At 70.7% G+C, this 21,153-nt stretch carries 16 protein-coding genes; 6 read left to right on the plus strand and 10 right to left on the minus strand.

The genetic code is table 11. The features are described from left to right. Positions 1 to 118: 118 nt before the first annotated feature. On the minus strand, positions 119 to 2,542 hold the full coding sequence (locus NAEX_RS18965) for a serine/threonine-protein kinase (protein WP_170135826.1): 2,424 nt from the start codon (positions 2,540 to 2,542) through the stop codon (positions 119 to 121). 275 nt (positions 2,543 to 2,817) lie between these two features. Between NAEX_RS18965 and NAEX_RS18970 the strand changes: the two genes are divergently transcribed. From NAEX_RS18970 to NAEX_RS18985, 4 genes are all read left to right on the plus strand, one after another. Further along, entirely contained in the window at positions 2,818 to 4,182 is a 1,365-nt protein-coding gene (locus tag NAEX_RS18970) for an acetyl-CoA carboxylase biotin carboxylase subunit (protein WP_211302432.1), read from the plus strand. A gap of 32 nt (positions 4,183 to 4,214) precedes the next feature. Continuing rightward, positions 4,215 to 5,945, plus strand: coding sequence for an acyl-CoA carboxylase subunit beta (locus tag NAEX_RS18975; RefSeq protein WP_096328897.1), 1,731 nt, complete (start codon positions 4,215 to 4,217; stop codon positions 5,943 to 5,945). Between the two features lie 2 nt (positions 5,946 to 5,947). Continuing rightward, entirely contained in the window at positions 5,948 to 6,622 is a 675-nt protein-coding gene (locus tag NAEX_RS18980) for an acetyl-CoA carboxylase biotin carboxyl carrier protein (protein ID WP_096328898.1), read from the plus strand. A 172-nt stretch (positions 6,623 to 6,794) separates the two neighbouring features. Further along, positions 6,795 to 7,946 carry an AI-2E family transporter gene (locus NAEX_RS18985; protein WP_096328899.1) on the plus strand — a complete coding sequence of 384 codons (1,152 nt, stop codon included), beginning with the start codon at positions 6,795 to 6,797 and terminating at the stop codon, positions 7,944 to 7,946. A gap of 243 nt (positions 7,947 to 8,189) precedes the next feature. On the opposite strand, the gene NAEX_RS53850 is transcribed toward NAEX_RS18985, so the two are convergent. The 5 genes from NAEX_RS53850 to NAEX_RS19005 form a co-directional block, all read right to left on the minus strand. Beyond that, positions 8,190 to 8,324 carry a hypothetical protein gene (locus NAEX_RS53850; protein ID WP_256254039.1) on the minus strand — a complete coding sequence of 45 codons (135 nt, stop codon included), beginning with the start codon at positions 8,322 to 8,324 and terminating at the stop codon, positions 8,190 to 8,192. A 620-nt stretch (positions 8,325 to 8,944) separates the two neighbouring features. Then, positions 8,945 to 9,502 (minus strand): hypothetical protein, encoded by a 558-nt coding sequence (locus NAEX_RS52160; protein WP_177325906.1) that lies wholly within the window; start codon positions 9,500 to 9,502, stop codon positions 8,945 to 8,947. A gap of 334 nt (positions 9,503 to 9,836) precedes the next feature. Beyond that, positions 9,837 to 11,153, minus strand: a complete 1,317-nt coding sequence (locus tag NAEX_RS18995; RefSeq protein ID WP_096328900.1) for a sensor histidine kinase — start codon at positions 11,151 to 11,153, stop codon at positions 9,837 to 9,839. A 286-nt stretch (positions 11,154 to 11,439) separates the two neighbouring features. Then, the gene (locus tag NAEX_RS19000; RefSeq protein ID WP_143140478.1) at positions 11,440 to 11,724 is read right to left on the minus strand and encodes a hypothetical protein; all 285 of its coding nucleotides are present in this window, start codon (positions 11,722 to 11,724) and stop codon (positions 11,440 to 11,442) included. Between the two features lie 143 nt (positions 11,725 to 11,867). Further along, entirely contained in the window at positions 11,868 to 13,067 is a 1,200-nt protein-coding gene (locus NAEX_RS19005; protein WP_143140477.1) for a beta propeller repeat protein, read from the minus strand. A 651-nt stretch (positions 13,068 to 13,718) separates the two neighbouring features. On the opposite strand from NAEX_RS19005, the gene NAEX_RS19010 reads away from it, so the two are divergent. After that, positions 13,719 to 14,507: an energy transducer TonB gene (locus tag NAEX_RS19010; protein ID WP_100792918.1), complete on the plus strand. Its 789-nt coding sequence runs from the start codon at positions 13,719 to 13,721 to the stop codon at positions 14,505 to 14,507. A 64-nt stretch (positions 14,508 to 14,571) separates the two neighbouring features. Here the strand turns inward: NAEX_RS19010 and NAEX_RS50410 are convergent, their stop codons facing one another. Then, a complete protein-coding gene (locus tag NAEX_RS50410) occupies positions 14,572 to 15,705 on the minus strand; it encodes an NHL repeat-containing protein (protein ID WP_170135827.1) in 1,134 nt (377 codons plus the stop codon). A gap of 10 nt (positions 15,706 to 15,715) precedes the next feature. After that, entirely contained in the window at positions 15,716 to 17,431 is a 1,716-nt protein-coding gene (locus NAEX_RS19020; RefSeq protein WP_096328904.1) for an alkaline phosphatase family protein, read from the minus strand. Positions 17,432 to 17,524: 93 nt separating this feature from the next. Here NAEX_RS19020 and NAEX_RS19025 point away from each other — a divergent pair, with 93 nt between their 5' ends. Then, entirely contained in the window at positions 17,525 to 18,187 is a 663-nt protein-coding gene (locus NAEX_RS19025; protein WP_096328905.1) for a DUF4920 domain-containing protein, read from the plus strand. 243 nt (positions 18,188 to 18,430) lie between these two features. Here NAEX_RS19025 and NAEX_RS19030 read toward each other — a convergent pair whose 3' ends face one another. Both NAEX_RS19030 and NAEX_RS19035 read right to left on the minus strand, forming a co-directional pair. After that, entirely contained in the window at positions 18,431 to 19,831 is a 1,401-nt protein-coding gene (locus NAEX_RS19030) for an NHL repeat-containing protein (protein ID WP_143140476.1), read from the minus strand. Between the two features lie 117 nt (positions 19,832 to 19,948). Continuing rightward, positions 19,949 to 21,028: an MYXO-CTERM sorting domain-containing protein gene (locus tag NAEX_RS19035; protein WP_096328907.1), complete on the minus strand. Its 1,080-nt coding sequence runs from the start codon at positions 21,026 to 21,028 to the stop codon at positions 19,949 to 19,951. Positions 21,029 to 21,153 lie beyond the last annotated feature (125 nt).

The raw sequence follows: 21,153 nt of genomic DNA on the forward strand, positions 1-21,153 counted from the left end.
GACCGCCGCGGCCAGGGCGGCAGGGAACCAGCGAGCGCGGCGACCGGGCTGATTCCTGTCCCGACCTTTCGAGCATGCCCCTCGGGGCATGCTCGTCGAACATGCCCGGAGGGCCAGCCTAGCCGCCGAGCTTGCTCTTGACCTTGGAGATCCGCTGCGCGGCCTTGGCGTCGCCGAGCTCCTGGGCCTTCTCGTACTGCAGCAGCGCGTCGCGGTAGCGGAGCGCGTTGTAATAGGCGTCGCCGAGCTTGATCCGGTACGAGCCGTTGTTGGGGGCCACCGCGACCGCCTTCTCGGCGAAGCGCTGGGCCTTGTCGGCCGAGCCGCGGTCGAAGTAGATGTCCGACAGGCCGATCAGCGCCTCGGCGTTGCGGCGGTCGTAGCTGATCGCCTGGTTGAACAGCGACTCGGCCTCGTCGCGGCGGCCGGACGCCAGCGCGGCCTTGCCCTGGCCGGCGATCTCGGTCGCCTTGGCCGGGTCGCGCTTGACCGGCGCGTCGGGCAGCTCGTCGTCGCCCGGGTCTTCCTGCTCGCGCTTCTTGCCGCCCTTGCCCGACTTCGGCTTCGCGCCGCTCGGCTCCGGCGTCTCGACCGCCTCGGGCTCGGCCGGCTCCGGCGGCGCCTCGACCTGCTTCGGCGGCTCGGCCTCGGGCTCCTTCTCGGTCGGCGGCGCCGCCTCGGGCTCGACCGCCACGCCGGCGCCGCGGGCGACGTCGAGGATCGCCGTCTGGGCCGACAGCGGCGCCTCGGTCCGCGCCTTGGCGATCGCCTTCTTGAAGCTCGCCTCGCGCTTCTTCACGTCGGGCTGGATCAGCGCCACCGCGATCTCGCCGCTCGCCTTCTCGCCCGGGCTCAGCGTGCCGGCCTCGGCGCGCTTGACGTAGTCGTCGATCTCCGCCTGCGAGCGGGCCGCGCGGGTCAAGGCGCGCTCGCTCTTGGGGTCGAACGCCAGCGCCCACGCGTAGTAGTCGCGCGACAGCGAGCGGGTGCCCTCGGTGTCCCAGAACTTGTCGCCGATCGTCAGCAGCTGGTTCGAGAACTCCTTGCGCAGCTCCTCGCCGCGCTCGTCGGCCAGCCGCTCGCCGCTGCCCTCGACCGCCTCGAGCTCCTTGACCTTGAGCAGCGCCGTCGGGCCGCCGTCCTCCGGCAGGTTGACGTAGTGGCCGATGCTCGCCGCCTGGCGGGCGATCCGGCTCAGCTTCTCGATCTGCTCCTGCTCCTCCGGCGTCACCTCCGGCGCGCTGGTCAGCATCAGCACCACCGCCGTGACCACCGCCGCCCCGACCGCCGCCACCACCGGCAGCACCCACCGCCGCTTCTCCGCCTGCTCCGACTGCGAGCCGGGCATGCGCGCGAGCAGGGCGGCGCGCCGCTCGGGGTCGATGTCGGGCAGCGGCAGGTCGTCCCACTCGGTCGTGATCCTGGCCGCGATCTGGGCCTCGCACAGCGCCGCCTCGAGCTCGGCCATGTTGGCGTAGCGGTCGGCCGGCGACTTCGCCAGGCAGCGCATCACCACGTCCTCGAGCGCCTTCGGGATGTTGCGCTCCGGCTTGATCTGGCTCGGCAGCGGCGGCGTGAGCTTGATGTGCGCCAGCAGCACCTCGGCGAGGTTGTCGTCGACGAACGGCGGGTGGCCGACGAGCAGCTCGTACATCACGCAGCCGATCGCGTACATGTCGAGGCGGCCGTCGAAGTCGGTGTTGTTGATCTGCTCCGGCGGCATGTAGGCCGGGGTGCCGGCGATCGGGCCGGAGCCGCGGTCGTTGGACAGCATCGCCGACACGCCGAAGTCGACGATCTTCGCCATGTCGCGGCGGCCCTCGTGCGTCACGAGGATGATGTTCTCGGGCTTGATGTCGCGGTGGACGATGCCGGCCTTGTGGGCCATGCCGAGGCCCTTGCACACCTGGCGCAGCACGGCGATGAGGCGGTCGAACTCGATCTCGGTCTCGACCTGGCTGGCGAGGTCGATGCCGTTCAGCAGCTCCATGCAGAAGAACAGGCGCCCGTCGGGCAGCTCGCCGAAGTCGAAGATCTCGACGATGTTCTTCGAGCCGGCGCGGGTCGCCGCGCGCGCCTCGTCGCGGAACACCTGGGCGGTGTCGCTGCGCAGGCTGAGCTCGGCGCGGAGGATCTTCAGCGCCACCCGCCGCTCGATGTCGATGTGCTCGGCTTCATAAACCACGCCCATGCCGCCCTCGCCGAGCCAGCGGAGCAGCTTGTAGCGGGTGCCCGGGATCGGCTTGCCCGCCGTGAGTTTCACCGGCGTGCGCAGCTCGAGGTGCGTATCGGCGTTCGCGATCGCGGGCGGCGTGAACTCTCCCGTGTCGCGCTTTTGGCCCGTGACCGCGCGGATGTCGGGGACCGTGTGGTCCGACACCGGCCGCTCCGCCGCGGCCTGGGACGCGGCGGCGCCGATGAGTTGGCCCGGTCTGGCGACGATCGTCCGCTTCTCGTCGGCGACCCGCTTGTCGTCCGGACGGGTGAGGTCCCGGACGTCGCGCATGGTGTCCTCGTCCTCGGGCTTCGCGGGGATCTTCACGGGCGGGGCGGGCCTCGGGACCGGAGGCGGGGGCGGCGACGCGGCCGGAGCCGCCCGAGTCGCAGCCTGGACCGACGCCGGCAAGCCGATGCCGAAGACCGTGCGCCCCTTGTCGTCGCTCTGACCGCGTCCCTTGTCCTCGTCCGCCATAAGGAGAACCTCGACGGCGATTATAAATGGAAAGCGCGCGTCGAGATCGTCGGCGCGCACCGGCCTCGTGCGCGCGACGAGCGGCGGGGCAGTACCGCGCAAAAGGTGGTAGCCTCGGCGCCTCCATGAGCGCCAAGACCCGCGGCACACCCGCTGTACCGATGTTTCGCCGGCTGATGGTCGCCAACCGGGGCGAAGTGGCGGTCCGGATCGCCAGGGCCTGCGACCTCCTCGGCATCACGCCGGTGTTTGCCACCTCGACCGCCGACCGCGACGCCGGCTACCTGCGCGGGCGCGAAACCGTATGCATCGGCGCCGCTCGCTCGCCGCAGAGTTACTTGAATATGCAGGCGATCGTCCAGGCCGCGCGCCAGAGCGAGTGCACGGCGCTGCACCCCGGCTGGGGATTTCTCTCGGAGAACCCCGTGTTCGCGGCGCTGTGCGAGGCCCACGGCGTCACCTTCATCGGCCCGCCGGCGCGCGCGATGCACCTGATGGGCAAGAAGACGCCGGCGAAGGCGGCCATGCGGGCGGCCGGTCTGGCGCTGATCCCCGGCAGCGACGGCATCCTCGACAGCGCCGAGCAGGCCCGCGAGGTCGCCGACCGCGTCGGCTACCCCGTCCTCCTCAAGGCCGAGAGCGGCGGCGGCGGCCGCGGCATGCGGATCGCCCGCGGACCGGACGAGGTCGCCTCGGCTTACGCGGACGCGCAGGCCGAGGCGATCGCTGCATTCGGCGACGGTCGCCTCTACCTCGAGCGCCTGATCGAGGGCGGCCGCCACGTCGAGATCCAGATCATGGCCGACCGCTACGGCGACGTCGTCCACCTCGGCGAGCGCGACTGCACCGTCCAGCGCAATCACCAGAAGCTGCTCGAGGAGTCGCCCTCGCCGTCGCTGTCGGCCGAGGAGCGCGAGAAGACCCTCGCCGCCGCGGTGCGGGCCGCCGCCAGCATCGGCTACGTCGGCGCCGGCACCATGGAGTTCCTGCTCGATCAGGGCACCCTCCGCTTCATGGAGATGAACACCCGCCTGCAGGTCGAGCACAGCGTCAGCGAGGTCCGCAGCGGCCGCGACCTCGTGGTCGAGCAGATCCGCGTCGCCGCCGGCCACCCCCTGTCCTTCGGGCAAGCCGACGTCGTCCTCGCCGGCCACGCGATCGAGTGCCGGATCAACGCCGAGGACCCGGCCAACAACTTCAAGCCCGCGCCCGGCAAGATCGTCCGCTGGCACAGCCCCACCGGCGAGGGCGTGCGCGTCGACACCCACGTCGACAGCGGCTACGAGGTCCCGCCGCACTACGACAGCCTCCTGTGCAAGGTCATCACCGCCGGCGCCACCCGCGACGAGGCCATAGGCCGCATGATCACCGCGCTCGGCGAGCTGGTGTGCGAGGGCGTGCCGACCACCGTCCCGCTGCACCTGCAGATCCTCCGCTCCCCCGCCTTCCGCAGCAATCACTACGACACCCGGGCGATCCCGGGCATCTGACGATCGAGCGCGCGCTCCCAGGAACCTGACCGATGGCACATGTCCCTTTGGTCCCGATCGGCACCCCGCGCGAGCAGGCCGCCGACCCCCGCACCTTCGACGAGCAGCGCAAGGCGCTCGGCGGCCTCGAAGCCGCCCTCGCCTCGCGCCGGGCCGCCGTCCACGCCGGCTGGGGCGACGCCTACGTCGCCCGCGTCCACGCGAAGGGCAAGCTGACCGCGCGCGAGCGCGTCGCCCGGCTGATCGACCCCGGCACGCGGCCGTTCGAGGTCGGCACCTTCGTCAACGACGGTTTGGTGTTCGGCGACAAGCTGACCTCGCCGGCGGCCGGGGTGGTCACCGCGTTCTGTCGGGTCGAGGGGCGGTGGTGCATGGTCATCGCCAACGACAACACCGTCGCCTCGGGCTCGTGGTGGCCGCGCACGCCGGAGAAGATCGAGCGGGCGCAGACGATGGCGCTGCGGCTGCGGCTGCCGACGATCTACCTCGTCGACTGCTCCGGCCTGTTCTTGCCCGAGCAGTCGAAGAGCTTCCCCGGCGCCACGGGTGCGGGGCACATTTTCAAGATGAACAGCCTGCTGTCGGCCAACGGCGTGCCGCAGCTCGCCGGCGTGTTCGGCGACTGCATCGCCGGCGGCGGCTACATGCCGATCATCAGCGACCGCGTCTACATGACCGAGCAGGCCTACATGGTCATCGCCGGCGCCGCGCTGATCAAGGGCGCCAAGAGCCAGAAGCTGACCAGCCTCGACATCGGCGGCCCCGAGGTGCACGTGCATCTGAGCGGCTGCGCCGACCGGCGCGTGCCCAACGACGAGGTGCTGATCGACTGCCTGCGCCGCGAGGTCCGCAAGCTGCCGAGCTCGGGCGCCGACTTCTACCGCGGCGACGCCGGCGCGATCGACCCGCTGTTCCCCGCGCACGAGCTGTGCGGCCTCATGCCCGTCGACCACCGCGAGGGCTACGACGCCTATCAGGTGCTCGCGCGCCTGTGCGACCAGAGCCTGTTCTGGGAGCTCATGCCCGACGCCGGCGAGGAGATGATCTGCGGCGTCGGCCGGGTCGGCGGCCTCTACGCCGGCTTCATCATCAACCGCCAGGGTCTCGTCGGCGACCCCGAGCACCCCGGCGCGCGGCGCCCCGGCGGCACCCTCTACCGCGCCGGCATCGCCAAGATCTCCGCCTTCTCGCGCGCGTGCGACAGCGACGGCCTGCCGATCATCTGGCTGCAGGACATCTCCGGCTTCGACATCGGCGTCGAGGCCGAGCGGCAGGGCCTGCTCGCCTACGGCTCGAACCTCATTTACACCAACAGCACCAACACCACGCCGATGTTCACGGTGCTGCTGCGCAAGGCCTCCGGCGCCGGCTACTACGCCATGGCCGGCCTGCCCTACGACCCCGTGGTGCAGCTCTCCACCTGCCTCACGCGGCTTTCGGTGATGGAAGGTCGCACGCTGTCGATCGCCACCTACAACACCAAGCTCGACGACAACTTCGAGATCCTCGCCAAGGATCCGGAGGAGCGGCGCGCCATCGAGGCTGGCATGCGGGCGGTCGAGCAGCGCATCGAGGCCGACATGGACCCGTACGTCGCGGCCCGGCAGATGGACACCGACGAGATCGTCGGGGTCAGCGAGCTCCGCAGTTACCTTTGCGCGCTCGTCGAGATGAGCTACCAGTACGCAGGGTACCGGCGGGTGAAGAACCCGCGGATCTGGACCATGCACGACCTCGCGGTGCTCACCGGAGGGATCCGCTGACCATGCCCGTCAAGAATTTCGTCCTCGACGCTCGCCTCACTCCGCCGGTGCTCCGCGCGCGCCTGGCTGCGGGGCCCGACGGTCGGCAGCGCCTGCTCGCGCCCGGCGTCGGCATGTTCCGCGGCGCCCCCGACCCGGGCATGCTCGTCGGGCCTGACCAGGCGATCGGCGCGCTCGAGATCCTCGGCGTCGTCCACCACGTCCTCGCGCCCGTCGGCGCCGGCGGCCTCGTGGTCGCCGACGAGGCGCTGGCGCGCGGCCCCGGGCCCGCGCGTCGCGCCGTCGGCTTCGACGACATCCTGCTCACCCTCGACCCCAGCGCCACGCGAGGCGAGTCCGCCGCCAACCAGTCCGGCCCGGCCGCCCGCCCCGGCGTCAGCGGTGCCGCGGTCCTGCGTGCCCCCACCAGCGGCCGCTTCTACGCCCGCTCCGGCCCGGGCAAGCCCGCCTTCGTCAGCGTCGGCGCCGTGCTCGAGCCGGGGCAGACCGTCGGCCTCATCGAGGTCATGAAGACCTTCAGCCGCGTGCTGTACGGCGGCGACGCCTTGCCCTCACGCGCGCGGGTGGTCCGGGTCTGCCAGGCCGACGAGTCGGATGTCGCCCAGGGCGACCCGCTCCTCGAGGTCGAGCCGGTCGACGCCGCGGACGACCAAAATACGAAACCCCACCCGGCATAGCGATAGCAGGTGGGGGTCGACTTAGATAGCGTTGAGGGGGGACGGCCTCAGTTGGCGACGGATCCGCTGACTGCGGACCAGCGAACCCGCGTGATCATGAAGTGCCTGTCCGACCGATTTGGATGACAGGGTGATGCGATTTTTTTTCTGACCGCCGCTGACGAGGTAATCCGTGGACGAACGAGCCGAAGACAAGCGCGAGAAGGTCCGCTGGCTCATCCTCCTGAGCGGAGTCGCGCTCGCCTTCTACCTCTGCTGGTTGATGCTGCAGCCGTTCGTCCGGGTGCTGCTGTGGGGCCTCGTCCTCACCTCGGCCTTCGGCCCGGTTCACAACCGGATCCGCCAGCGCATCAAGAACCAGGATGTCGCCGCCCTGGTGTCCTGCTTCGCCGTCATGCTGGCGATCGGCGTGCCCACGGCGCTGATCGGCCTGGCCCTCGTCCGCGAGCTCGCGCCCGCGTTCGAGACCTTGCAGGCCATGATCTCGAGCCTGCTGGATCCGAACTCGCCGGTGATCGGCAAGGTGGCGCAGTGGCTGTCCGAGCGCGGCGTCGACATCGCGGCCGTGAAGCAGCAGGCGATCGAGCAGGCGCAGCAGGCGATGGGCGAGCTGACCTCGAACTCGATCGGCTACGTGCGGGGGATCCTCGGCGGCATCGCCGGCATCGTCATCGAGGTCTTCTTCGTCTTCTTCACCATGTTCTACCTGTTCCGCGACGGGGCGAAGCTGTGGGCCGCCCTGGCGAACGCGCTGCCGCTGCGCGGGCGGACCATGAACCAGCTGATCGTCCGCATCCGCGAGGTCATCAGCGCCAGCGTCTACGGCGTGTTCGTGATCGCGGTGATGCAGGGCACGCTCGGCGGGCTCGCGTTCTGGGTCATCGGCCTGCCCTCGGCGGTGGTGTGGGGCCTGGTGATGACCTTCATGTCGCTGATCCCGCTGGCGGGCGCGTTCGTGGTCTGGGTGCCGGCGGCGATCTACCTCGCGGTCACCGGCTCGTGGGGCGCGGCGCTCGGGCTGACGCTGTGGGGCTCGCTGGTGATCGGCCTGGTCGACAACTTCCTGCGGCCGAAGCTGGTCGGCGAGAAGGCCAAGCTGCACGAGCTGTTCATCTTCTTCGCCGTGCTCGGCGGGCTGCAGGTGTTCGGGATCGTCGGCCTGTTCCTCGGCCCTGTGATCCTCGCCATCGCGCTGGCGCTGTTCGACGCCTTCCTCCACCCCGACACGTCGCTCAAGGGTGGGCGGCCGACGATCCCGCCGCCGGACATGCCTCCGCCGCCGGTGCTCCCGCCCATCGTCTCACCGCCCGAGCAGGGCAAGTGACACCGGCGCCGTCATCGGCCGCGTCTTCTGGCCTTTGAAAAGATTGCGACCGGCCACGGCGCACTTGGACCCGAACCCTGGACACCGAGGCCCAGGTGCGCCGTGACCGGTCGAGGACACAGACCGATGACTCGATGAATGAGCGTCGCCAGGTCCCTCAACGGATCACGGATTTTTGCGAACCATCGCGCGTGGAATCGCGCCGGCGACGTGACATGCACGTCGCGAGGCTGTCACCTTCGCTCAGCCCATCAGGACCAGGCGGATCACCGCGCTGATCACGCCGCCCGCCGCGAACAGGCAGCAGAGGTCACTTCTGAGCCTGCGCAACCGCGCCAGGGCGAGCGGGCCCTGGGGGGAGATTTCTTCGAACAACATCGGGAAATCTCGAGTACGCGTAACGTCCATGACTCTCAGTTGTAACAGAACGAAGGGTCGTCGCAAGAGCTGTTAGCGCGCGCTATGCGCGCAGAACTGCTCCGACCCTTGTAGAAGCAACGAGCGTCGCGAGCGGGTGTGCGCGTGGAACGGAGCAGAGAGGCGCCATCGAGCTCGGCGTCCTCGCCGAGCAAGGGAAAGTGCCGGGTGGTTCGGCCTCCCGGCTCGGAGTCGCACCGTCCTCCGCGCGGGGCTCCTCGTCGACGTGATTCGGCGGCGGTGCCGAGCCTGCGCAGGACGCTCGAGTTGCAGGCGTCGATCCCCGGGGCGTCGGGCGCGACCTCGAGGTCACCGACACCTGCGTTCGACTGGGCCCGGGCTGATTGCCGGCCGCGATCCGAAGATCGCCCGCGACACCTCGAGCGCTCCGCCGGCGCAATCGCGGTCGTCCGGGGCCGGACAGGAGAGCGCAAGGACGCTTTGCGGGCGCAATCGCGGTCGTCCGTGGCGGACATCGAAAGGCCTCGCGAGCGAGCTCTCGTTCCGGCTCGGCGAGCGGCGCACGGCCTGGCCGTCCGGCTGCGCCTCCGAGCCCGGCGGCGCAGGGACGTCTGCGCGGCTCAATCGAGGTCGTCGTCGTCGTCGCCGAGGCGGGACAGCACGTCGTCGTCCAGCGGGGCCCCCGAGGCGGGCGGGAGCACCAGCTCGGCGGGGCTCTCGTCGTCGTCGTCGGTGTCGGCGGTCGCATCGAGGTCGGCGCTGAGGCGCCGGCTGGTCTCCAGCTCCGAGGGCCCGGTCTCTTCGGACATGTCCGCTAAGTCATCCTCGGAGTCGCCGGCTGATTCCTCCTCCGAGTCGGAGCTGCCGCCCGAGGTCTCGGCCGTCGCCGCGCCGCCGCCGTCGCCCTCGCCGCCCGCGGTCGCGGCGGCCACCGGCGCCGTGTCCTGCGGCGGCCGCTTGCTCGCGGTCTTCCTGGCGGCGGTCTTCTTCGCCGTCGTCTTCTTCGCCGCGGTCTTCTTGCTGGCGGTCTTCTTGCTGGCGGTCTTCTTGGCTGCGGTCTTCTTCGCCGCCGGCTTCTTGGCGGCGGCCTTCTTCGCCGCCTTCTTGGGCGCGGCCTTCTTCGCCGTCTTCTTGCTCGCGGTCTTCTTCGTTGCCTTCTTCCGATATGACGTAGCCATCGCTCTCCTCCCCAGGGCCACTCGTTCTCGAGGCGGCCTACTGTGACTGCAGCAGTTTGCCACGGAGCGCGACGACCTTGTCGATCTGGACCAGAACACGCAGCGACGAACGACGCGCGCGCCGTCGCTCTCACGGGCGTCGCTCGTCGATCGGACGTCGCCGACGCTCGCGAGCGTGGGCCTGGCCGGCCTCGCCGCGACGCGAGCCGCCGCTGTGAACCTTCGGCGCCGGACTACGGACGCGGACGCGGGCCCGCGCTGTGGCGGCCGCGAACGCTACGGCGGCGGCCGGGGTTGCGGACGCGGCTGCGGTCCTCCGGCGGAGGCGACGGGCTCACACGGTCCAGGGGTAGACCCCCGAACGCGCGGGGCTCTCCTCGATGGACTCCTCTTCGCCGTCCATGCTGCTGGCGGCCTCGACCTCGACGGGCGGCTCGAGGTCGGCCTCGGCGAGGCGGACGGGCAGGCGCACGGTGAAGGTGGTGCCGCGGCCGAGCGCGCTCTCGACCTCGATGTCGCCGCGCATCAGGTGGCAGAAGTTGCGGCTGATGGCGAGGCCGAGGCCGGTGCCGCCGTACCGGCGGGTGGTCGCGGCGCTGCCCTGCGCGAACTCCTGGAAGATGCGCTTGATCTGGCTGGGCGACATGCCGATGCCGGAGTCGGACACGGTGAAGACGAGCTGCTCGCCGTGGTCGGTGGCCCTGCGGTGGGCGGCCAGGGCGACCTCGCCGCTGCTGGTGAACTTGGCGGCGTTGCTGAGGAGGTTGAGCAGGACCTGGCGGACCTTGACGCGGTCGAGGCGGACCGGGCCGAGGGCGTCCTCGCAGCGGGACACGAAGGTGTTGCGGTTCTTCTCGATGAGCGGACGCGCGGTCATCGACACCTCGTCGATGACCTCCCCGAGCTCGAACTCCTCGAGGAAGAGCTCCATCTTGCCGGCCTCGATCTTCGACAGATCGAGCATGTTGTTGATCAGCGACAGCAGGTGCTTGGCGGCCGCCTGGATCTTCTGCATGTCGGGGATGAAGCTCCCCGCCTGGACGACATCGTTGAACTCGTCCTCGAGCAGCTCGCTGTAGCCGATGATGGCCGTCAGCGGGGTGCGCAGCTCGTGGCTCATGTGGGCGATGAAGGCGCTCTTGGCCCGCGAGGCGTCGAGCGCCTCCTCGTTCGAGCGGGCCAGGCGACGCGCGCGGCGCTCGAGCGTGTTGCGCTCGAGCTCGAGCCGCTCGGTGTGGGCCGTCTCGAGCGCGAGCGCCAGGTGGTCGGCGATCGCCAGCAGGATGTCGACGTCGTCCTGCGTGAACGGCCCGCGGGTGAGCGGCCGGTCGAGGTAGATGACGCCGAAGAAGCGGTGGCCGAGCAGCAGCGGCGCGGCCAGCATGTGCCGCGGCGGCAGCGGGCTGCCGTCGAGCTGCTCGGTGCCGGCGGCGTCGCCGGAGATGGCGAACGGCTCGCGGCTGAGGCGCACCCGCTCGAGCACGGCGGCGCTCGCCAGCGCCAGGTCGGCTTCCTTGCCCTCGGCGTCGCGCGCCGACTTGAGGTGCAGCCGCTCGGTGCTCTCCGAGTAGAAGTACAGGTAGGCCGCGTCGGCTCCGACGATCCGGACGATCTCGGGCAACGCGAGCGGCGTGGGCGACTTCCGGATCATGACTCGAAGGGTAGGAGACGACGCGTCCGCGGGCTCGGAGCGCGTCCTGTAGCTAGAATCGCAGCCTAGACCATCGGCCCGGGCGTATCAACTGTTCGACAGGCCCGGCTCGCCGGGCCCGCCGGAGACCCCGTGATCGCGCAGATCCGCCCGCGTGCGAGCTCTGCGGCTCGGGCTCGCCATCGATGTTCTCGGCCACCTCTCGGCCGACCACGCTCACGCGCAAGCCCAACGTCACGACGTCACATGGCCCATGCGCCATGCGAAAAAACGATCGCGTCGGACGCTACGTGTAGCGGAGCGCGCAGCGGGTCTCGTCGCCGTCGACCTGGAAGATGAACCGACAGTCGGGCCGCTCGCTCTCGCAGATCGTGCCGCCGATCGCCGAGGGCCGACCTTCAGGGTCCATGACGGTCTGCACTTCGATGCTGACCCCGAAGGTCTGCTCGAGCGAGCGCACCCACGTCATGTAGTCGTGCGAGCAGTTCGGATCGCGCGTCAGCAATGCGCTGCTGCGCTGCGCGATCAGGTTGACCAGATGCGTGTACCGGCGAGGGCTGTTAGCGATCACGACACCGAACTCCAGGTGCTTCCGCCAAGGGGGGAACATCAGAGTACTATGCGCCGTAAGGCTCGATCCATCCATCGCCGCAACTCACGGGTGGGAAAACTGTGTATCCCAGATCGCAAAAGCCGGGCTCCGCGCCCCGGTCGTCAGGGACTTCCCGTCGGCGCCGTGGGCTCTGAAACGCCGGACGGTTGTCCGTGTGGGAGTTCGCGGCAGAACACGCCGCGGTCCCAGATCGTGTTCGAAGAGGCGGCGCAAACGACACCGCGGCGCCAATCGACGGCCAGGCTCCGCACCTGGACGCGCTCCAGACCCAGCGCCGTCCACGTCGCGCCGCCGTCGTCGCTGCCCCAAACACCCTGTCCCCACGACCCGGCGATCACCCGTGCCCCGTCGTCAGGGTCGGGCACCATCACCCGCAAGTCCGGCGCCGGCGGCGTCCTCGGCTCGAACGACCGGCCAGGTGGTGCGACATAGAGATCGCTCGACCACACGCCGCTGTGCCACGCGTAACGCCACCCACCGCCGACGGCCGGGTAGAACCACCCGTCGCCGCGCTCGGGCGGCGTGCGGTCGACCCACTCCCCGCCGCCGTCGCGCGACCACCACGATCCCCCGAGCACGACGGCGGAGCCGCCGCCGAGCGCGACCTGCTCCACCCGGCCGGCTATCTGTTCTTTCGACCATGTCCCTTTCGCCAGGTCGAGCCGGTGCAGCGCGCCGTCGACGGTCACGAGCAGCTCGCCGCCGCCGACGGTCAGCGACTTCAACTCCCCGGCCGGCCGGCCGATCGACCGCCACTGCCCGCTGACCGGGTCGCGCCGGTCGAGCCGCGCCACGCCGACCGGCGCCGTCCACAGCGCTCCGTCGGGCGCGGCGTGAAATTCCCAGGCGCGCCCGCCGGGCGGCTCACCGAGGTCGCGCCAGTCGTCGTCGGTCCAGGCCAGAACGCGGCCACCGCCGCTCTGCACGACGAACCCGTCGACCTGCGAGAAGACGAGCAGTGGGTCCGACCAGTCGGCGCTGCCCGCCAGCGGAGCCCACGCCGGATCGATCGGCCGCGACCACTCGACCACGCCCCAACCACCGACGAGCACGTGCGAGGCGACCGCCAGCCCCACCGCCGCCCGTCGCACCCACGCCGGCGCCCACGCGAGCATGTCCGCGAGCCTGCCGAGGTCGAACCCCACCCCGAGCGCCGCCAACAACACCGCCATCGCGGGGATCCCCCGCAACGCCCACCATGGCGCGATGAACAGGAACGCGCCGGCGAACGCGAGCTCGACGTACGACCAGCAGACGTACACGCCCCGGGCCGCGCGCACGAGGATGCCTTGCACGCTCACGGCCCGAGGATGCCACAGCGAACCCATCGGCAGCACGGGGCGAAATTCCCCCTCGTGCATCGAGGTCGTCCCTCGCGTCGCCGGCCGCAGCCCCGTACGGATGACCGCCAGCGCCAGGGGCCACACGACCCGGCGTAGCCGCTCGCGGACCCGCCGACGCCGTCCGCGGCCTCGAGGATCGACGCGCCGTTCGTCGCCGTCCCGACCGAGTGCGAGATCGGCAGGAACCTCGCTCGCACCTCGACACCCGTCGAAGCCGCCGATGCTCACCAGCAAACGGCCGAGCTCTCCGAGTCGCGCGGCGGCCATGCTCGAGCCCGAGCTCGTCGGGAGTCGCAGGCCGACTCGCTGCGACCCGAGCTCCCGCTCGCGACGCATCGTTCACCGCCTCTCTGCGAGCCGTCACCGACCAGGCTCGAGCTCGACTGCGCCGGAGGTCGCTGTCCGCTCACCGCGAGCCCCGTCCTCGCCAGCACGCTTGCTTGGCTCGTGAGCCGCACGGTCCGGTCCGCGCGAGGTCCGATGTCGCGAGTGAATACCGACGCCAGGGTATCGGCAGCGCGGACGTCTCTCGCGAGCCTCGTCGCGCGACGCGTTGTCTTCCGAAGCGCGTCCGGTCCGCGGGAGGTCTCGGGTCGTTAGCGTGAGACCATGTTCGAACACTACCTGCATCAGCACGTCCCGGACCGTCGCCGTCGTCTGCGCTTGGTGGTGGCGGCTCACCTCGCCGGGCTGTTCACGGTCGGAGCGCTCGGCTTCACCTGGCTCATGGGCAAGCTACAGATCGCTCAGGTCGCGCCGCCGAACGCCAACTTCGTGCTCGTGCAGATGTCGCTCGACACCCCGCTGCCGCCGCCTCCGCTGCCGCCCGCGCCGGCGCGCACCGAACCGGAGGACAAGGAGGTCCCGGAGGAGCCGAAGCCGGACGACGAGCCGCCCGAGGACTTCACCGAGCTGCTCCCGCCCCCGAAGCCGCGGCCCGGCCCGGTGGGCAACGGCGCGCCGACGGCCACCGGCACCGCGCCGATCGGCGTGCCCGGCGTCGCCACGGGGATCCCCGGCGTCCATCGCTTGCCGCCAGGCTTCTCCACGCCGACGCTGGCCGCCCCGCGCCAGCCGAAGAGCGAGCAACGCGCCCCGGTGCCGCTCGCGGTCGTGCGCGCGCAGGCCGTCTACACCCCGAACCCCGACCAGGACCGGCTCGCGGCCACCCGCGCCGGCATGTTCGACAAGCGGCCAGGCGAGAACGAGACGTCGTTCTGCGTCGACGCGACCGGCCGCACCACGGAGATCCGCACGGTCAAGGCGTTCCCCGGCGACCCGGCCGTCGACGAGGTGATCCGCTCGACCATCAAGACCTGGCGGTTCCGCCCGTTCATGGTCGAAGGCAAGGCGGTCAAGACCTGCACCTCCCAGGTGTTCCGCATCACCTTCAAGTGAAAATATACAGAAGACATGTTTTGAAGAGCATGTTCTGGAGAACATGCTCTTTCGCGCATGCCCCTCAGGGCAGGCCGATCGGGGCGCCGGCGATCCCGACCGGGAGGCGGTAGAGGTCGCCGGGGTTGCCCGAGAGGTACAGGCTCTCGGGGTCCCAGCCGACGCCCCAGCCGAACTGGGCGTTGGCGACGTTGCTGGCGAACTCGGCCAGCAGCTCGGGCTGGCCGACGAGCTGGGCCTCGGCGTCGAGGAGCCCGCGGAACAGCCGGCTGTCGCCCTGGTCGACCGCGTAGATGTTGCCGCACTGATCGAGCGCCAGGCCGTCGAGCCGGGCGCCCGGGACCGTGAGGACCTCGCTCGGCTCGCCGACGGGCTCGCCGAGGTCGTCGACCTCGAGCTTGAGCACCCGACCGGCGCCGTAGTTGGTGAAGAACAGCAGGTTGCGCGCCTCGTCGAGCACCACCCCGTTGGCGCTCGACGCCATCGGCCCCTCGTAGACGGTGCTCTTGTTGAACTGCGCGTCGAAGCGGACCACCCGGCTGCCGCCGAACTCGGTGAGCCACACCCGGCCCGCGGGGTCGACGTAGAGGCCGTTGGGGCTCTGCAGGCCGCCGGCGAGGTCGCCGACCATGCCGTCGGTGGTGATCCCCTGCAGGTCGCCCGACTGCGGCAGCGCGACCAGCAGCTCGCCCGTGGTGGCGAAGCGGGTGCCGTAGACCTGCGGGAAGCCGCCCGCGAGGTCCGTCTCCAGCATCTCGGCGGTGACGATCACCACGGTGTCGCCGCGCTTGAGCGCGAGCCCGCCCTTGCCGTCGAAGCCGAGGTCTTCGCTGCCGTCATAGCCCTCGCCGATCAGCTCGGGCGTGAACGGCCCGGGCTCGATCGTCATGCAGTCGAGGTCGTCGCCGGTGGTCCCGTCGGTGGTCGTCGACGTCTCCGGGTCGGTGGTCGACGTCGACGTCGTCGCCTCGGTGGTGGTGAGCGACGTCGTCGGCGGGTCGCCGGTGGTGGTCTGCTCCGAGGTGCCGGTGGTCGGCCCGGTCGTCGACGTCGTGTCGGTCGTCGAGGTCGCGTCCGTGGTGGTCGCGTCGCTCGTCGACGTCGTGTCGGCGGTGGTCTGGCTGCCGTCGTCCCCGCAGGCGGGGACGAGCGGCGCGGAGGTCAGGAGGATCGCAAGGGTAGATGCGCGCGAGGCCATGGCCCGCACGCTATCGCGTCGTGACCAGGCTCGCCAGGCTGCGACCGTCGACCTGCGCCGGCGGGGTGATGCCGAGGAACTCGGCCAGCGTCGGCGCGACGTCGACGGTGCCGACCGGCTCCGCGAGCGTCTTCGCCACCACCTGCGCGCCGAAGAACAGCACCGGCACGTGCGTGTCGTAGCGGTACGGCGACCCGTGGCTGGTGCCCTTCGGGAAGGTCGCCGCCAGCGTCCACTCCTTGAAGCGCATCAGCACGTCGGGGCTGCGCGCGGGGAAGAACGATCGGCGGTAGCGCTCGAGGAACTCCGACGCGCCGGTGTCGGGGGCGGCGCCCGACAGCACGTCGGCGGTGAGCACCTCGGCGACGAAGTCGAGCTTCGCCAGCTCCTTGCCGACGGCCGCGCGCAGCAGGTCGGGCCTCACGCCCTTGGCCTCCGCCGCGGCGACGTCGAGCCACACCCCCGTCTCGCCGATGTCGAGCAAGATCTCCGGCGGCAGGTTCAGCGCCTGGGTGGCGGCGCCGACCTGGCGGGTGACCTGCGCCTTGTAGTCGGCCATGGTGACGCGGCGCGCGTCCTTCTGCTGGCCCGACTGCGCCAGGAGCTCGGGGATCGGGATCGCGCCGTGGTCGGCGGTGAGGGCGAGGACGTAGTTGCCGGCGCCGACCTGGGCGTCGAGCTCGCGCAGGAACACGTCGAGGTAGCCGTCGAGGCGCATGTAGTAGTCCTGGGCCTCGTGGCTCATCGGCCCGTAGCGGTGGCCGACGTAGTCGGCGCTCGAGCAGCTGACGAGCAGGATGTCGGGGTCGGCGTCGGCGCCGAGCTGCTCCTCTTTCAGCATGCGCTGGGCGAACGCGAGCGTCAGCTCGTCGCCGAACGGGGTCCACTGCAGCTCCTTGAGGAAGCTGTCGCGGGCCTGCGGGGTGCCGTCGTCGAAGCCGTGCGGCAGCTCGGTGTGGACGCCGTCGGCCTCGAACTCGACCTTGTCGGCGCCCGAGCGCGCGTACGTCGCCGCGTCGCGCAGCCGCTGCCAGCCCTCGGCGAAGCGGCGGAACACGCGGGTCTCGCTGTTGAAGTCGACCACCCACGCCGGCAGCGACTCGCCGTACCAGCTCGACGACACGTAGCCGGCCGCGGCGGCGTCGAACCAGTAGGCGCGGTCGGGGTGCTGCCCGCCCATCATCACGCTCGCGCGGTCCTTGAAGGCGACCGAGAACACTCTGGCCTTCGGGACCTGCTCCTTGAGCCAGTCGCCGATCGCCGGGCGCATCAGCTGCTCGGGGGAGCGGCCGTCGGGCGAGCCCGCGCGCGGGCCGGAGGTGACGATGCGGGCGTCCTTGTCGTCGGCGGCGTAGGCCTTCTTGCGCGCGTCGCGGTCGTACCACTCGTTCTCGATGACGCCGTGGCGGCTCGGGTGGGTCGCGGTCGACGCGCTGGCGTGGCCGGGGGCGGTGAACGTCAGCGCGTGCTGGACGTGGGCCTCCTCGAACAGCGCGCCTTGTTGGCGCAAGCGGGCCAGGCCGCCGGTATAGAGGTCGGCGTAGCGCGACAGGTAGTCGGCGCGCATCTGGTCGATGACCAGCAGGACGACCAGGCGCGGTCGGGCGGCGGCCTCGGGGACCTCGGGCGCGTGGACCGTCGACTGGCCGCCGGACTCGCGCGTGCATGCCGCGAGCAGGCCGAGGGCGAGGGTCCACGAGAGCGCCGAATGTTTCGCTGCGCACATGCGGCGGCAGATTTACGCCCGTTCGCCGCCAGGGTCCAGGTGTGAGGCAGGCACTGATTGACAGCCCCAGGTCGCCCTTTCACACTCCGCGCCATGCACGTCCGCCACGCGATCCTCGCCTCGCTCCTCGGATGCACCGTCCTCGCCTGTCAGGGCGGCGCCGCTGCCCCCGCCGCCCAGCCCGCTGCCGAGCCGGCGAAGGTCGCCGAACCCGCGAAGGCCGAAGCGCCCGCGAAGCCCGACGAGAAGGTCGCCGCCGCCGAGAAGCACGAGGGCGAAGAGGGCTGCATCTACGCCGACGCCCACAAGAAGGAAGGCGACGAGGCCGATTGCCCGCACGGCGGCGCCGAGGGCACCCCGAACTCCGGCGAGCCCGGCCACTTCGGCGCGGCGTTCGCCCTGAAGGAGACGAGGCCCCTCGGCCCGATCCTCGCCGCCGGCAAGGACGCCCTGCCCAAGGACGCCGTCCAGGTCAGCGGCACCGTCGACAGCGTGTGCCAGAAGAAGGGCTGCTGGATGGTCGTGAAGGACGGCGACCAGCAGGCCCGGATCCTGATGAAGGACCACGGTTTCACCGTGCCGATGGACACCAAGGGCAAGCCCGTGGTCGTCGAGGGCACCCTCGAGGCCCGCACCTTCACCGAGGCCCAGGTCAAGCACCTCGAGAAGGACGCCGGCAAGGACCCGGCCTCCGCCTCCGGCGAGCGCACCGAGTACGTGCTCACCGCCTCGGGCGTGAAGATCCAGAACAGCTGAGCGGCGCCTGTCCCTCGAGGACAGGTTGCGAGGCCCATGCCCGAAGGGCCATGTCCGCGAGGACATGGCCCTTCGTCGCGACCGGCGCCTGCCTCGCGCCCGGCTCCGGCACACCGGCGAGAAGGGGGTGCGGCCAGCGGGCTGAAGCAGGGCGAGGAAGGGCGAGACGCTCCGGGGCGCCGACGAGCCGCGGAGGCCGAGGCCAGCGGGGCGAAGGACGGGGAGCGGGGAGGCGGCGGCGCTCTAGCCCGACGGCGAGCCGGCGTTGCTGAGGGCGAAGCCGGTCATGTCGCTGTAGGTGTAGGGGGCGGTCAGGCCGGTGAAGGTGTCGACCGTCTTCATGACCGGGTGGACGCGGTAGGCGTAGGGCTCGGACAGCGTCACGCCCCAGACGTAGCCGTAGAAGTCGATGCTGATGCCGTGGACGTAGCTGGGGACGGGCAGGACGTCCTTTTGGACCAGCGTCTCGGTGTCGACGGCGATGATGTTGTTGGCGCCGCCGGACATGTAGAGGGTGCCGGCGCCGTCCTCCATGCAGCCGCCGCCGCCGGGGACCTGCACGGTCTGCCACGTCTCGGTCATCGGGTCGAAGCGGGCCGCGCCGCTGCCGCTGCAGGTCCACACGTAGCCCTTCGAGTCGACGGTCATGCCGTAGCCCGACATCGCCATCGGCCACAGCTTGTACTGCAGGCTGAGCCGGTCGATGAACACGAGCTGGCCGACGCCGAGCTGCGAGCCCCAGAAGTTGCCGTCGCCGTCGACCGCGGCGCCGTAGATGCCGTAGTAGTCGGGGTTCACGCCGACCACGTTGACGGTCGCCTCGATCGCGCCGGTGTCGCCGTTGACGAGCAGGACGTCGAGCTGGTTGTCGGCGTTGACGAAGTCGTCGTTGTTGCCGGAGGTCCAGATCTTCTGGTTCTCCCACTGGCACGTCGCCTTGTTAAAATTGCCCTGCGTCCACGCGACCGGCCGCTGGCTGATGTAGCTCATCGGCGTGTACCAGGCGACGCACTCCTCGACGCCCCACGGCAGGTAGTTGCCGTCGACGGCCGTCTGGATCCCCGGCATCCCGTTGGTGTCGGCGCAGCGCTCGGCCTGCGCGTACACCTTCGTCAACCCGCCGTTGCGGTTGGCGATCACGACGTCGCCCGAGAGGTTGACCGAGGTGCGCGACGGGTTGCCCGCCGAGTCGGGGCGCACGATGTAGCGGCCCTCCTCGACCAGGTTCACCGTGTTGATCTTGCTCATCGTCCCCTGGCCGCTGTTGGCGATCCAGATGTACGAAAAGTCAGGTTCGCCGCCGCCGCCGCCGCCGCTGCAGGCCATGCCGCCGTCGGGCGTGACGCCGAGGTCGAACTTGGGCCCGCCGTCGCTGCTCATCGAGGTCCCGGTGACACCCTCGGTCGGATCGGTGGGACTCTGGGTGGTCGCGTTGCTGTCGCTCCCGGTGCCCATGGTGGGCGTCTCGCTGGTCGGCCCCGCGGTCTCCGAGGCGGTGCCCGGCTCGGTCGCGGTGATCGTCGACGTCGGGCTCGAGGTCGGCGGCGTCAACGTGGCCGTCGCCCCCCCGTCGTCGCGCCCACCGTTGTCCCCGCAGGCGAACACCACGGAGGCGGCGATTAAGGACTTAAGCTCGTTTCTCATGAGAACTCCCCGATGCCGCACGCTAGCACAGCGAGGGGAAATTCTCGTCAGCGGAAGCGGAGATCCCCTCTTGCTGCGGAGGGGCAGCTCCGGGACTCGCCGAGCGCGGAAACTCGCTCAGCCGCGACGACGGCGACGCAGCCCGAGCAGCAACAGGCCGAGGGCCCAGGGCGGCGGACCGCCGGTGACGCTGCAGGTCAGCGAGGTGTCGTTCGACGAGGCCGGCTCGCCGGCCGCGACGCGCACGGAGATCTGCGACTCGACCCCGTAGGCCCGCGCGGTGATCTTGCGGAACTCCTGCTCGGGGTCGTGCTCGTAGATGAACACGTCGCCCGGCTCGGTGAAGCCGCGGTCGGGCAGCGCCCACTCGAAGTCGACGCCGTAGATCGGCTGCTTGTCCTCGGCGACCGCCTGCGCGACCAAGAGCCACTCGCCGGCGAGCTCGTCGGGCGTGGTGGCGTCGCCGTCGATCAGCTCGACGCCGGCGATCATGCTGCTCGGCACGCCGTAGATGTCGACCTCCTCGACGAGGTCGTCGCCGAGCCACAGCTCGGCGCTGTGCCGACCCTGGGCGCCGACGCTGACCTGCAACCAGTTGCGGTTGTCGACCAGCTCGGAGTGACGGATCGTGGCGTCGATCGCGGCGCTGCTGGCGACCTGGATGTCGGTCGAGCCCTGCAGGCGGATGTCTTCGTGCAAGTACTCGACGGCGAAGGTCGCGGTGCCGCCGACGAGGATCCGCGGGTGCGGCGTCTCGCCGCGGAAGTCGGGGTTGTCGAGGGCGTAGATCGGCGCGGCGAACAGCTTGGCGCGGGTCGGCCGCTTGACCTCGACGGCGGCGCTGCCACGGATCGCGCCGGAGGTGTCCTTGAGCAGCAGCTCGGTGACGCCCTCGCCGACGGCCCCGACCTCGACGACGAGGATGTGCGGGCTCATCTTGTACGGCTCGGCGCGCAGCTGCAGGACCTTGGGGTCCATGCTCTCGACCTTCCAGCCGACGAAGTCGGTCTCCTGGTCGTTGTCCTCGACGAACACCTCGAACTGCGCCCCGAGCACGTACGGGGTGCTCAGCTCGTCGCCGTACTCGGCCCGCGGCTTGAACTCGTACAGCCGGCTGTTGACCGAATCGGAGAAAGTGAACTCGCTGGTACACGCGGCGAGCAACGAGAGGCCGAGGAGCGTGGACGCGACCCGCATACCCACAAGCTAGTCGGACACGATGACGCGCTCAAGTGCGGCCGGCTGCCAAACTGTCACGCCGGCCGGCGGGCCAGCATGGGGCGGACCACGAGGGCGCCACAGTGGGGCGGATCACGCGCAGG

The organism is Nannocystis exedens (assembly GCF_002343915.1).
In the GTDB taxonomy this organism is placed as follows: domain Bacteria; phylum Myxococcota_A; class Polyangia; order Nannocystales; family Nannocystaceae; genus Nannocystis; species Nannocystis exedens.

What these genes read in the sequence shown, in the direction of transcription:
- NAEX_RS18970 (WP_211302432.1), top strand. Translation starts at nt 2,818, where the DNA reads ATGAGCGCCAAGACCCGCGGCACACCCGCTGTACCGATGTTTCGCCGG.
- NAEX_RS18975 (WP_096328897.1), top strand. Translation starts at nt 4,215, where the DNA reads ATGGCACATGTCCCTTTGGTCCCGATCGGCACCCCGCGCGAGCAGGCC.
- NAEX_RS18980 (WP_096328898.1), top strand. Translation starts at nt 5,948, where the DNA reads ATGCCCGTCAAGAATTTCGTCCTCGACGCTCGCCTCACTCCGCCGGTG.
- NAEX_RS53850 (WP_256254039.1), bottom strand. Translation starts at nt 8,324, where the DNA reads ATGTTGTTCGAAGAAATCTCCCCCCAGGGCCCGCTCGCCCTGGCGCGG.
- NAEX_RS52160 (WP_177325906.1), bottom strand. Translation starts at nt 9,502, where the DNA reads ATGGCTACGTCATATCGGAAGAAGGCAACGAAGAAGACCGCGAGCAAG.
- NAEX_RS18995 (WP_096328900.1), bottom strand. Translation starts at nt 11,153, where the DNA reads ATGATCCGGAAGTCGCCCACGCCGCTCGCGTTGCCCGAGATCGTCCGG.
- NAEX_RS19010 (WP_100792918.1), top strand. Translation starts at nt 13,719, where the DNA reads ATGTTCGAACACTACCTGCATCAGCACGTCCCGGACCGTCGCCGTCGT.
- NAEX_RS50410 (WP_170135827.1), bottom strand. Translation starts at nt 15,705, where the DNA reads ATGGCCTCGCGCGCATCTACCCTTGCGATCCTCCTGACCTCCGCGCCG.
- NAEX_RS19020 (WP_096328904.1), bottom strand. Translation starts at nt 17,431, where the DNA reads ATGTGCGCAGCGAAACATTCGGCGCTCTCGTGGACCCTCGCCCTCGGC.
- NAEX_RS19025 (WP_096328905.1), top strand. Translation starts at nt 17,525, where the DNA reads ATGCACGTCCGCCACGCGATCCTCGCCTCGCTCCTCGGATGCACCGTC.
- NAEX_RS19030 (WP_143140476.1), bottom strand. Translation starts at nt 19,831, where the DNA reads ATGAGAAACGAGCTTAAGTCCTTAATCGCCGCCTCCGTGGTGTTCGCC.
- NAEX_RS19035 (WP_096328907.1), bottom strand. Translation starts at nt 21,028, where the DNA reads ATGCGGGTCGCGTCCACGCTCCTCGGCCTCTCGTTGCTCGCCGCGTGT.